Annotated in this window: 11 protein-coding genes; all 11 read right to left on the reverse strand. The window is 63.1% G+C overall.

The window, feature by feature from the left end; all coding sequences use genetic code 11:
* Positions 1 to 2 precede the first annotated feature (2 nt).
* A complete protein-coding gene (locus MESS2_RS25230) occupies positions 3 to 1,772 on the reverse strand; it encodes a CoA-transferase (RefSeq protein ID WP_008877394.1) in 1,770 nt (589 codons plus the stop codon).
* Between the two features lie 44 nt (positions 1,773 to 1,816).
* A complete protein-coding gene (locus MESS2_RS25235) occupies positions 1,817 to 2,605 on the reverse strand; it encodes an enoyl-CoA hydratase/isomerase family protein (RefSeq protein ID WP_008877395.1) in 789 nt (262 codons plus the stop codon).
* A 2-nt stretch (positions 2,606 to 2,607) separates the two neighbouring features.
* On the reverse strand, positions 2,608 to 3,813 hold the full coding sequence (locus MESS2_RS25240) for a CaiB/BaiF CoA transferase family protein (protein WP_008877396.1): 1,206 nt from the start codon (positions 3,811 to 3,813) through the stop codon (positions 2,608 to 2,610).
* A gap of 21 nt (positions 3,814 to 3,834) precedes the next feature.
* Positions 3,835 to 4,620, reverse strand: coding sequence for an SDR family NAD(P)-dependent oxidoreductase (locus tag MESS2_RS25245; RefSeq protein ID WP_008877397.1), 786 nt, complete (start codon positions 4,618 to 4,620; stop codon positions 3,835 to 3,837).
* Position 4,621: 1 nt separating this feature from the next.
* On the reverse strand, positions 4,622 to 5,617 hold the full coding sequence (locus MESS2_RS25250; protein WP_008877398.1) for an ABC transporter permease: 996 nt from the start codon (positions 5,615 to 5,617) through the stop codon (positions 4,622 to 4,624).
* A 62-nt stretch (positions 5,618 to 5,679) separates the two neighbouring features.
* Positions 5,680 to 7,212: a sugar ABC transporter ATP-binding protein gene (locus tag MESS2_RS25255; RefSeq protein WP_008877399.1), complete on the reverse strand. Its 1,533-nt coding sequence runs from the start codon at positions 7,210 to 7,212 to the stop codon at positions 5,680 to 5,682.
* Positions 7,202 to 8,185, reverse strand: coding sequence for an ABC transporter permease (locus MESS2_RS25260; protein WP_008877400.1), 984 nt, complete (start codon positions 8,183 to 8,185; stop codon positions 7,202 to 7,204). The genes MESS2_RS25255 and MESS2_RS25260 overlap by 11 nt, the downstream gene beginning before the upstream one ends.
* A 137-nt stretch (positions 8,186 to 8,322) precedes the next feature.
* Positions 8,323 to 9,354: a sugar ABC transporter substrate-binding protein gene (locus MESS2_RS25265; protein ID WP_008877401.1), complete on the reverse strand. Its 1,032-nt coding sequence runs from the start codon at positions 9,352 to 9,354 to the stop codon at positions 8,323 to 8,325.
* Between the two features lie 28 nt (positions 9,355 to 9,382).
* The gene (locus MESS2_RS25270; RefSeq protein ID WP_008877402.1) at positions 9,383 to 10,234 is read right to left on the reverse strand and encodes an IclR family transcriptional regulator; all 852 of its coding nucleotides are present in this window, start codon (positions 10,232 to 10,234) and stop codon (positions 9,383 to 9,385) included.
* Entirely contained in the window at positions 10,234 to 11,382 is a 1,149-nt protein-coding gene (locus MESS2_RS25275) for an ABC transporter substrate-binding protein (protein ID WP_008877403.1), read from the reverse strand. Before MESS2_RS25275 ends, MESS2_RS25270 begins: the two co-directional genes overlap by 1 nt.
* Before the next feature lie 123 nt (positions 11,383 to 11,505).
* Positions 11,506 to 12,690 (reverse strand): mannonate dehydratase, encoded by a 1,185-nt coding sequence (uxuA, locus tag MESS2_RS25280; RefSeq protein WP_008877404.1) that lies wholly within the window; start codon positions 12,688 to 12,690, stop codon positions 11,506 to 11,508.
* Positions 12,691 to 12,837: the final 147 nt, after the last annotated feature.

Raw genomic sequence — 12,837 nt, forward strand, 5'->3', positions numbered from 1 at the left:
CCTCAACTTGCGACGGGCGATCTCTGCGCGGCGATGCAGCGCTCGACCATAGTGCGGTCGGCGGCGAGGATCTCGGCGATGAGCGCGCCACGCTCCTTCGCGCTGACGAATTCCAGACGACGCAGACCGAGCGGGTCGATCCGGCCTCGCAAGACAGCGAGTGTATTCTTGGAAGGAAGTGCCATCTCCCGGCAATCGGCATCGAATGTCACTGCAAATCCGGTGGCATCGCGGATCTGCTGGTGCGTGACACCGGGCATGGTTTCGATGACGGCCAACTCCCTGGATGTCTGATCGAGCTGAAAGACGCATAGATCAGTGAAGACCAGCGCCTTGCCGGTGCGATAGCCCATCGGTTCGCGTTCTGCCTTCGTCAGCAGCCCACGGGCGGAACTGGCGATTTCGACCTCATCCACCAGCGACTGGACCGAATGACGGGGAATGTAGAGCAGATAGTCGCGATGCATGTTGGCGACGTCGGCCATGCCGCCCTGACCGGGCAGGCGGATGAGGCCACCGCCTGGTTTGCGCAGCGCGATGGTGTTGACGCGGCCGCGCCGGTCGACCTGCGCCGCACCGACAATCTCATGCGTCACCGCGCCTGCCTGGTAATAGGTCGAGTAGGTGTCGTCGCCGCCGGCATGCGCCACCGCCGTCTCGCAATCCAGACTTTCGATCAGCGACAGGATCATCGGACTCGGCGCGATGTCGAGATGGCCGCAGCTCATCGTTGCGATGATCATGTCCGGCGCGTGCGTCGCCTTGGCCAGCCGGTAGGCGACGTTGGCCAGCGGCGACACCGCGCCTGCGCTGGCAAAGCTCTCATTGTCGAGTTCGGCGACGATGCGGGCAGCGATGATCTCGTCGACGGACGCGTTCTTTTCGCTGTGCGCGAGCGCGGGCATTGCGATGACCGTTTCCGCGCGAACTTTCGCAGCTTTTTGAAGCAGTTCCGGGACGCCTTCGGATGGCAGGCGCAGATTGTCCGCCAAAGGCGTTTCCCTGGTTGCGAATGCCGCCGACAATCTCTGATAGTCTGTCACATAAAATGGCAGGCACGAGGCCGGGTAAGCGCCGCCTGGCGCCAGCGCTATAGCCGAAACCTGATTGCGGGTGAGGATGCTCTGGCGCCCATCGTGCCGCAGCGCCCCGACCGGGACGATTTCCTCGACGGTGACCAGCACCTTGCGTGCCGCGCCCGCCATGGCGAAGTCCAGCGCGCGTGGCCCGATGATTTGCACATTGCCGCTTTCGTCCGCGCGCTGGGCGTGGACGACAAACGTATCAAGCCGCAGTGGCGGGATAAATCCCGTATCAGTCCCGGCAATGGGATCGGACCCGGCGCTTGCACCCGGCACGCGCGCCAGCATGTCCGAACCCGCCGGAAGCTGGAACGGCATCGACGGCAGATTCTGCTGCGCCGCCCGCAGCGCCTGGATGATGGCAAGCGCTGTCCAATCGCGAACAGGCACCGCCTTGGTCTCGGCTGCTGCGCGGAAGCGTGGGGGAAGGCCAAAAATATCCAGGCTGGAAAAGCAGAGCTCGACCTCCGCCACCGCATCCACTTCGAGCAGCAGTTCGAGCGGCAACCCGCCGGCCCAGCAGACGTAACGCAAACCCTTGATGCCGGACCCGGCGATCGCCCGCAGCAATGCGATCGGCAACCGCGCAAAATGGTGACCGCCGACGCCGAGCGAGTCACCGTGGCCGACCATCGCGGCCAGTTCCTCGACATCGGTGAAGCGCGGCCGGTTCGGCTTGACCAGAGACATTGCGGCTCGATCTGTCACAGCGCGGATGCCTCGAGCACCGGTCTTCACAGCCCGGCCTTCTTCACCTTTGTCGTGCTTCTGTCGGCGAACTCCTTGACGCGCTGCTGGCCGATGTCGCTGCGGTAGAGGTCGCCCAGAATGTCGCGTTCCGTGGCGAGACCATCGGCCAGATCGCCTGACACGGCGTGCGCCGTCAGCGCTTTCAGGCCTTCGATCGCGGCGGCGGGTTCGCTGGCGATCATCCCGGCCAGTTCCAGCGCGCGCGGCATCAGCCTGTCGACATCGACAACCTCGTTGACCAGGCCGGCAGCGATGAATTCGGAGGCCGGCACAATGGCGCCGGTCATCAGCAGGAAATTAGCGCGATTGCGGCCGAGCTTGGCGACGCTTCGCTGTGTGCCGCCACCGCCGGGGATCAGCCCGAGCTTGATCTCCGGCAGACCGAGTTTCGCGAACTGGTTGGCGATCACGATATCGCAGCACAGCACCAGTTCCATGCCGCCGCCCAACGCGAAACCGTTGACCGCCGCTATCACCGGCTTGCGGTTGTTCTCGATCGCCGCGTACATGCGCGTGCCCGCGGCCTGGAAGGCGTCGAACTCCGCAGCGGTCTGCGCCGCGTATTCCTTGATATCGGCGCCGGCCATGAAGCCGCGCCCCTCGCCGGTCACCACGATCGCACCGACGCCTGCGTCGTCCGACAGTGCCTCGAAAGCCTCGGTGATCTCGCCTTGCATCAGCCGGTTCATGGCGTTGAGCTGGTCGGCGCGCCGGAAGGTGACGACCGCGACCCGGCCCGACGTTTCGATCGTGAGTGTCCGGTAGGCTGGCATCGTCAGGCTGCGTCCACGGTCATGTCGCCGGATGCCTCCAATGCTGCAATCTCGTCCTTGGAGAGGCCGAATTCGGCCAGGATCTCGCGACCGTGCTGGCCGACCAGCGGGGCCGGTCGGTCGATGGTCGCAGGCGTCTCGCTCATCTTGACCGCCGGTGCGACCACCCGAACCTTGCCACCGCGCGGATGATCGTAGCTGGTGATCATCCCCATATGCCTGACCTGCGGATCCTCAGCCGCGCGGCGAATATCCTTCACCGCGGCGCACCAGATGTCGACTGCCAGCAGCCGCGCCAACAGATCCTGCGTGGCGAATTTCCTGGTCTCGGCATTGACCTTCTCGAATACCTCGTCGCGCTTGTCGAACAGGGTTTTCAGGTCGTCGTAGACGGCAAGCTGCGGCGCTTCCAGCACCTCGTACAGCGTCTTGAACGGGCTCATGGCGATCGACACGTAGCCGCCGTCCTTCGTCTCGTAGACGCCGAACGGCGCCTGCATGCCGGGATGGCCGATGCCGGAATTCGGGCGTACGAAATCCTCGCCGAGATTGAGCACGGCGACATATTCCTGGTTGAGATGCGCCAGCAGGCCGGCCAGCAAATTGACCTCGATCTTCTGGCCCTTGCCGGTCTTCTCGCGATAGTAGAGCGCCGACAGGATGCCGTAGACCATGTTCATGGCGCCGATCTGGTCGGCGAGACCGGCGCCGGCGGGAACCGGAGCCTGGTCGCCGCGGCCGGTGTTGGCAATCAGCCCGGCAAGACCCTGGATCAGCATGTCCTGGCCGGGGCGCTCGACATAGGGGCCTTCCTCGCCATAGCCGGACCCCGAGCAATAGATGACGCGCGGATTGACTGCCCGAAAGTCATCGTAGCCATAGCCGAGCTTGGCCAACACGCCGGGGCGGAAATTCTGCACCACCACGTCGGCGCTCCTGGCCATCTCCATGATGATGGCATGCACCTTGCGGCTCTTCAGGTTGAGCGCGATCGAGCGCTTGTTGCGGTTCCAGGCGAGGAAATTCGGGCTCTCGGAGCCGCCTACCCATTTGGCAAAGAAGGTCATGCCGCGAAACATGTCGCCGGCGCCGGCGCGCTCGATCTTGATGACGTCGGCGCCCATGTCGCCGAGCAACTGGGTGGCGAACGGCCCCTGCAGCAGATGGCTGAAATCGAGGATGCGGACGCCTTCGAGGGCCTTGTTCATTTCATGTCTCGTTTCGTGTTTTCACAGCAGTTCAGGAACGTAGCGGGGTGCCGCGGTCAGACCTCCGTCGACACGCAGGTCTGTGCCGGTGGTGAATCCGGCGGCATCGGAGGCGAGATAGACGGCGGCCTCGGCCACCTCGGAAGGCTCGCCGATACGGCCGAGCGGATGCATCTTGACCCAGGTCTTGGCGAGGTTGCCGCCGATCTCCTTGATCAATTTGTCGTTCATCGGCGTGTTGATGGTGCCCGGCGAGATCGAGTTGACACGGATGTTCATCGGGCCGAATTCGACCGCCATCTGACGTGTCATCGCCATCACCGCGCCCTTGGCGCCGGCATAGGCCGTCCAGCCATCGAGGCCGATATGACCCTGCGCCGAGGCCATGTTGATGATCGAGCCCGACTTTTGCGCGATCATGTACGGCAGGGCAAATTTGCAGCCGCGAAACACGCTGGTCAGGTTGACCGCGATCAGCCGGTGCCACTGCTCGTCGGTCATCTCATGCACCGGCATGCCGCCAATGGCGATGGCGGCATTGTTGACCATGATGTCGAGGCGCCGCGTCTTCTTGACAGCGCTGTCTATGAGGCGGGCGATGTCGGCTTCCTGCGCCACGTCGCAATGCACATAGTCAGCATCGTGGCCGGCCGCGCGAAGTGCGGCCGCGAAATCTTCACCGGCCTTGTCGGCGATGTCGCCCAGGAAGACATGCGCCCCTTCCCGTGCCATCGCCTCGGCGATCGCGTGGCCGATGCCGTCGGCGGCGCCGGTAATGACAGCGGTTTTTCCTTCGAGACGAGCCATGTCAGCCTCCATTCGCGCGCCGGCGCTTTGCTTCGTCAAAGGCGACAGCCGCGATGATGATCATGCCGGTGATGACCAGTTGCCATTCGGTCGGCAGGCCAAGACCGCGCAGGCCATTGGACAGGAATTGCAGGATCAGCACGCCGAGCGCCATGCCGCTCAGGCTGCCGATGCCGCCGGCAAGGCTGACGCCGCCGAGCACCGTCGCGGCGACGACCTGGAATTCGAAATTCAATCCTGCCGTATGTTGCGCCGAGCCGACGCGCGCCGCCAGGATGATGCCGGCGACCGTCGCCAGCAGCGCGCTGATGATGAAGCAGATGAACTTGACGCGCCGCACGTCATAGCCCGCCAGCCGCGCCACTTCCTGATTGCCGCCGACGGCATAGATCTGCCGCCCGAACGGCCGGTGCTGCATCATGTAGGCGAAGGCGGCGAGCAGAACGATGGCGATGACAGCCGAATAAGGGATGACGTTGAACAGGCGGCCATCCGACAGCGCGATGAAGCTGTCGAGGCTGGCGTCGTCGGGGATGGCGCGCTGGCCGGTGTAGAGATAGACGCCGCCGCGCATGATGAACATCGTGCCCAGCGTCACGATCAGCGAGTTGATGCCGGCATAGGCGGTGAGATAGCCGTTCACCACGCCGATGATCAGCCCAAACAGCAGCGCGCCACCGACGCCGAGCAGCAGCGAGTTGCTGTCGTTCATGATGATGATCAGCGGCAGCGCAATGGTCGCGAGCAGCGAGCCGATCGAAATGTCGACCTCACCGGAAATGAAGACGACGGCACAGCCAATGCCGGCGATCAGCGGCAACGACGCCTGGCCAAGCACGTTGGTCAAGTTGCGCACGGAGAGGAAATTCTCGACCGTGACGGAGAAGAACGCCAGCACCAGGATGAGGCATACCAGCAAGGCCAGTTCCTGCCGGGCGAAGAGCCGCGCCAGCATGGATGGCTGGTCTTTGAGGGAAGCCGTGCTTGCAAGGCTCATTGCTTGCTCCCTTCGAGCAGGTGGCCCGGATCGCAAGGAATGCTGCCGCGAAGCGTCATGGCTCACCCGATCGCCGCATTGAGGATATTCTCCTGCGTGGCTTCATCGCGCGACATGATCGCGGTCAGACGGCCTTCGCACATCACCGCGATCCGGTCGGCAAGACCAAGCAGCTCCGGCATTTCGGACGTCATCATGACGACCGCCAGGCCCTCGCCGGCCAGCCGGTCGATCAGCGCAAAGATCTCCGACTTGGCGCCGACATCGATGCCGCGGGTCGGCTCGTCGACGACGATCACCTTCAGGCCCCGCATCAGCCAGCGCGCGATCAGCACCTTCTGCTGATTGCCGCCCGACAGGTTCTTCACCTGCTGGAACAGGCTGGGGGTCTTGATGCGGAAGCGGTCGACATAGTCCTGCACCGCCCGGTGCTCCCTGGCCTTGTCGACGAACCCCATTCGCGCGAAGGCGCCGAGCGAGGCGAGGCTGGCATTCTGGTAGACGGGCAGTTCGCCCATCAGCCCTTCGCTCTTGCGGTCCTCGGTGAGCAGGCCGATGCCGAGCCCGACGCCGGTGCGCGTGTCGTGCGGCACCAAGCGGCTGCCGTCGACCGTAATCGTGCCCGAAGCGATCGGGTCGTAGCCGACGATCGCCTTGGCAAGCTCGGTACGGCCGGCGCCCATCAAGCCGAAGAAGCCGAGAACCTCGCCAGCACGCGCCTCGAAGGAGACGTCGTTCAGCTTCTTTGCCGTGCTGAGCTTCTCCACGAACAGGGCGACCTTGCTGCCCGGCGCGCCGCGCTTGCGGGGGAACAGATTGTCGATGCGCCGGCCGATCATGTCCTGGATCAGCGTATCGTTGGTGTGCTCGCCGATCGGCCTGGTCGAGATGTGGCGCCCGTCGCGCAGCACCGTCACGGTGTCGGCGATCTCGAAGACCTCGTCGAGCTTGTGGCTGACATAGACCACCGCGATACCGAGCGCGGCCAGCCTTCGGATGACGGTGAACAACAGAGAAACCTCGTTCGGCGTCAGCGATGACGTCGGCTCGTCCATCACCACGACGCGGGCTTCGTGGGCGAGCGCACGTGCGATCTCAACCATCTGCTGCTGGCTGACCGGGAGCGATCCCGTCCGTGCCGCCGGATCGACGTTGAAGCCGATGCGATTGAAAAGCGCGGCTGAATCGGCACGGATTTTCTTCCAGTCGATCGAGCCGCCCTTGCCGGTCGGATAGCCTTCAAGGAAGATGTTCTCGGCTACCGTGAATTCGGAGATCAATGCGATCTCCTGGAACACGACCTTGATGCCCTCCTTCAGACTGTCGCGCGGCGACTTGATGTCGACTTCGCGACCGCGCATGCGGATGGTGCCGGCATCCTTGCCGTAGACGCCGGCCATGATCTTGATAAGCGTCGATTTGCCGGCGCCGTTCTCGCCCATCAAGGCATGGATCTTGCCGCCTTCGAGGGTGAAATCGACATTGTCCAGCGCCACCACGCCTGGAAAGCGCTTGTCGATGCCGCGCAGTTCCAGCGCCGGCACATCTCTATCGATGGCCGCGCCTTCGCCGGGGTGAAGGAAATCAACGGACATTGGCTTTGTTCCGGATGATGTCGAGATAGGTTGCCAGGATGATGACGACGCCCGGCACCACCATCTGCAGATCCTGGTTCCAGCCGAGAATGATGATGCCGTTGTCGATCACCTTCAGCACCAGCACGCCAAGCAACGTGCCGAACAGCGAGCCGCGGCCGCCGAGCAGGCTGGTGCCGCCGAGGATGACGGCGGCGATCACCGTCAGTTCGAAGCCGCGGCCGGCGGTCGGCTGTCCTGCATTCATCAGCGACGACAGGATCATGCCGGCAACGCCGACGCAGAGGCCGGTGACGACGAAGGCGAACAGCTTGAGGCGCTCCGAGCGCAGGCCAGACAGACGCACTGCTTTTTCGTTGGCCCCGACCGCATAGAGATAACGGCCAAGCGTGGTGAAGCGCAGCGTCACATAGGCAATCACAAAGATCAGCGCCGCCAGGATGACGGGCACCGGCACCGCGCCGACATAGCCGGCGCCGAGATCGGTGAAGCTCACCAGCCGATTGTGGTTCTGCACCGCCTCGCGCGTGAACAAATAGACACCGCCCTGCAGCATCATCATCGTGCCGATGGTGGCGATCAGCGAGTTTACTCTCAACCTGGTGACGACCAAACCATTGAACAGGCCGACCCCACCGGAAAAGGCAAGTGCCGCCAGCATGCCGAGCGCGAGGCTGTGCGTCGAATTGAGCACGGCCATGCCGATGCAGCCGACAAAGGCGAGCGACGCACCGACCGACAGATCGACCTCGGCGGTAATGATCAGCATGGTCATGCCCGAGGCGACGATCAGCACCAGCGCGCATTGGCGCAGGATGGCGATGATATTGGCCTCGGAATAGAACTGCGGCGCCGCGATCGAGATGGCGATGCAGAGCGCAGCCAGGATGAGCCCCAGCACGAGCTGGCTGCTGCCCAGAAGCTGGCCGCCAATGGAACGTCTGGGCGCGGAGGCGTGTGTAAGCTCGCTCATTTCCTTTTCATTTCCAGAGCGGCATTGGTGCCGTCGCCATTTGGAAACCTGCCGCCTAAACCGGGCAGTTGACCTGTTTTGCTGTCGGCATCCGTCCCGCTGCCCTTCCCGCCGAGCGGGAAGGGCAATCCGAGCCCCTACTTCTTCAGGTCGGCGGAGGTCTTCATGCATTTCGCCGGCGGCTTGAGTGCGTTGACGGCATCCCATTTGATGGTACGGGTGGTGCCGTCATAGTCGTAGTATTTCTTCCAGTCCTCACCGTTCATCGGTGCGGTCGGGCTGACGATGTGCTCCGGCACTTCCTCGTTGTTGAAGAGCTTGACCGCAGCGTCGATGGCGGTGAAGCCTTCCTTTTCCGGGAACATCGCGGCCTCGATGCGGTAGGACGGCTCGTTCTGCATCGCGTTGATGAAGGCAAGTCCCTCGCCGCCGGTGCCGACCGTCAACAGGCCATCCTGCGACTTCCCTGCCGCTTTCCAGGCCTGCAGACCGCCGAGAGAGGATGAATCATTGATGCCATAGATGATGTTGATGTCGGCGTTCTTCGCGAGCGCCGCCGAAGATACTTCCAGCGCGCGATCCGGGTTGCCGCCACCGTCGAGGTCATGGACCATGACCGCTTCGGGGATGATGGTCTTCAGCCCGTCCATGAAGCCCTGCGAGCGCAGCACGGTTGCCGACAGCAGCGGCAGGCCGACATTCATCACCTTGGCGGTGCCGCCGAGCTTTTCCTTGGCGTATTTGCCAGCCTCGACGCCGGAGAAATAGCCGGTGTCGTAGTCGCAGATCGCCACCATCGTGGTCATGCCCTTGACCGGGTTGCCCTCAAGCACCACCGGGACGTTGGCAGCTTTGGCTTGACGCAGCAGCGGCACCACACCTTCTTCATTCACCGGGGTGATAATCAGCACGTCAACGCCCTTGGCGATAAAGTCTTCGGCCGCGGCGACCTGCTTGGCGATGTCGAGATTGGCGTCCTGTACCTCGACCTCGATGCCAAGTTCCTTGCCGTGAGCCTTCATGCCCTTAATGACGTTCTGGTACCACTCATGGGTGGCGTAGTTGGTGACGTAGCCGATGCGCTTTGGCATGTTCTCGGCATGCGCAGCCGCAGCACTCAAGGCCAGCACGGCCGCGGACGCAAACAGGATTGACTTGGACCACTGCATGTTTCTTCTCCCAGGTTTATCGCTTTTGTCAGTCGCTGAACGGGTAATCCCGCCGTTCCGGGTCGGCACGTGAAGAGAGGGTGGATTCGCCCCAGCCAAGCGCCGCCGATATCTTCTCGGCGGCAGCCCGGGCGAGTTCGAAGACAGTTTCGCGGTCGAACCGCGCCGCCTTCTGCGGCAGCAGCGGCACCGTAAGCGCGGCGATGACGGCGCCGGTGTGATCGCGCACCGGCATCGATATGTTGGTGCAGGCCTCGACGGCCAGTGAGGCGCGCATCTCATAGCCGAGCCTTGCAACCTCGTTCAGCCGTGCTTCGATTTCGGCCCGCGTGCCCTGGCCTTCGCCCGCGACCACGATCCGCTCGACGATGCGGTCGCGCTCGGCCCGGTTCGAATGGGCAAGCAACACCGCGCCGGAACTGGTTTCGAGGATCGGAAAATGCGAACCCAGCGCCACCGAGTAGCGCATCGGCAGCGGTGAATCGATCTGCAGCACCACCAGCGCATTCTGTCCTTCGCGCACCACAAGGTGGCAGCTTTGATCGGCATTGGCGGTCAATTCGCGCATCACCGGCAGCGCGCATTCGACCAGCCGGTTTACCGGTGGATGCATATGCGCCAGTTCGAACAGTTTTAGCGACAGCCGGAAGCGGTCCGATTGCGTGCGGAAGATGTAGCTGCGCTTCTCCAGTAAGAGCAGGATGCGGTAGATTTCGTGAATGGAGCGTCCCAGGCCGGCCGCGATCTCGGTCTGGGTCAGCGTTTCGGCGCTGGAAGCCATGAACTCCAGAACGTCCAGCGCCTTCTCCACAGCCGGCACGCGATAGCCGTTGCGGCCGCCTTCGGCTTCGTCGAGCGTCTCTGCAACGCTGGCGGCCATCACGCGACGCTCCTCTGGGCTTGGTCTTGCCTGGTTTCCCGGTAAAGACGATTCACACGGTCGGCGAGTTCGGCTGCCGGGATGCCGCCGGCAACGGCAGCGGCCGCATACGGCGCGCATTCGCGGAAGAAGGCGGTGAAACCCGGATGCGTCGGGCGCAGATAGGAGGAGCTGATCGTCTGCAGCGTCGAACGGAAAAAATCCCCGGAAAGGCCGTTGACCCCGGCATCCTTCCAGGCTGCCAGCGATCCCGGCTGTCCGCCCGCCCTCATATAGTCGCCCCGCTGATACTCGGGCGAGCACAGGAAAAGCGCGTAGTCGATCGCCGCCTGCTTGTGCTTCGACCGAGCGCTGACGCCGATGCCGGCGCCGCCGAGCAAAGCGCCGGCGGAGCGCGGTGTCGGCACGTCGGCGAAGCGCAGATACGGCCTGTCGGTTTTCGCGGCGTAGTTCACATAGCCGAAGGCGAACGGCACATAGACCACGTCGTCATGTGCGATCATATGGTCATAGCAGCGGATCGGATTCCACTTCGATGAGTTCGGATGCGATAAAGCCGCAAGTTCGCGCAGTTGCGCGATGGCTTGCTCGACCATTTCCCTCGCGATGAATTGTTCGCCATCTTCCTGCGGATGACCTAGCGTCAAAAGCATGCACATGGCGTCCGTCGGCACGAACGGCAGGCCAAGCCATTTCCCGTCCTCGCGTGCACGCCGGCCAAGTTCGACCACATCCTCATGCGTGCGCGGCACCGATCCGTAGCGTTCGAGAAGATCCGGGCGATAGGAGGCGACCTGGCAAGCAGCATCGATAGGCAATGCCCACTGGCGCCCATTCTTCTCGTAGGAGTGCCAGGACGCACCGACTGAATCATCCTCGAAGAAGCGGATTTGCTGCGCCGACAAATAGGCATCGAACGGCACCATCAGCTCACCCTGTGCGATGTCGCCGATAAAAGGATGGTCAAAGACGACCAGATCGTACGTGCCGAGCACCGGGCCGAGCGCGCCCTCGCCGAATTCATAGAGACTGCGGCGGTCCCATTCGATTTCCAGGCCAGGATTGGCGTCGCAATACGGCCCGACGCTGGCGTCGAGCGGACCCCAGCAACGTCGATGATCCCACGCAAGACCGCGCAGTCTTGTCATTTCAGGCAATTCCTCCCTGGAACCGGGCAATGCGTGTCCGGCCCGCTGTAGTAGCAGGTATTTTCACCTAGACAAATAGTTTTTACATACGCAAACGGCGAACCAATCGCCTGCTGACGATCCTCATGCGAGCCCGAACCGCTCCACGGCGCGCATGATGCCGCGCAGTTCGGCGAGACCCTTCAGCCGGCCGATCAGCGAGTAGCCGGGATTGATCCTGGTCTTGCCGATGTCGTCGGCGAGCAGATGGCCGTGATCGGGACGCAGGGGAATTTGCCAGTCGGCGCGGCCCTCCTTGCGACGGCGCGCTTCCTCCTGCATCAAGGCGAGGATGACATGCGCCATGTCGGTGCCGCCCTCGAGATGCTCGGCTTCATAGAACGAGCCGTCCGCCTCGATGGTGATGTTGCGCAGATGGACGAAATGGATGCGGCCGGCGAATTCCTTGACCATGGCGACAATGTCGTTGTCGGCGCGCGTGCCATAGGAGCCGGTGCAGAACGTCAGGCCATTGGCCGGACTGTCGACGGCGTTGAGGATGAAGCGCGCATCCTCGGCGGTCGAAACGATGCGTGGCAGGCCGTAGAGCGAGAAGGGCGGGTCGTCGGGATGGATGCACATGCGCACCCCTTCCTCTTCGGCCACCGGAATGATCTCGCGCAGGAACCAGGCAAGGTTGTCGCGCAGTTCCTTTGGCCCGATCGCATCGTATTCCGCCAATGCCTCGCGAAAGCTGTCGCGGTTATAGCTGCGCTCGGTCGCCGGCAGGCCAGCGATGAGGTTGCGCTCGATCTGGTCGATCTTCTCGGCGCTCAGTTCCTTCAGTCGCGACTCCGCCTCGGCGATGCGAGCGGCACTGTAGCCGGCCTCGGCATTCCCGCGCTTCAGCACGAACAAATCATAGGCCGCGAAATCGATCGCATCGAAACGCAAGGCATAACCTGTCGTCGGCAGCCGGTAAGCGAGATCCGTGCGGGTCCAGTCGACCACGGGCATGAAATTATAGCAGATCGTCGCGATGCCGGCCTTGGCAAGCGCGCGGATCGTGTCCTTGTACCAGCCGACATAGCGGCCTCTTTCCGCCGAGCCGATCTTGATCGAATTGTGGACGGGAATGCTCTCGACGACCGACCAGGTCAGCCCAGCCGCCTCGATGATCCGCTTGCGCTCCAGAATGCTCTCGAGCGGCCAGGCGCGTCCGTCATAGATATTGTGCAGCGCCGAGACCACGCCTGTCGCACCTGCCTGTTTGACATGATCGAGTGTCACCGGGTCGTCCGGTCCATACCAGCGCCAGCACTGTTCCATAAGGCCTCCTAAGTGTGAGAGGCGACCATATTGTTGGACCACAGGACTGTCAACACGCTAGAATACGCCTTGCATCGGCCGTTTCCGGTCTTCTGGCAGCGCAGCGGTTGATTTATTGCCCGTTTGACCGTAGTACTGGTCCAACAA

The organism is Mesorhizobium metallidurans STM 2683 (assembly GCF_000350085.1).
Classification (GTDB): Bacteria; Pseudomonadota; Alphaproteobacteria; order Rhizobiales; family Rhizobiaceae; genus Mesorhizobium; species Mesorhizobium metallidurans.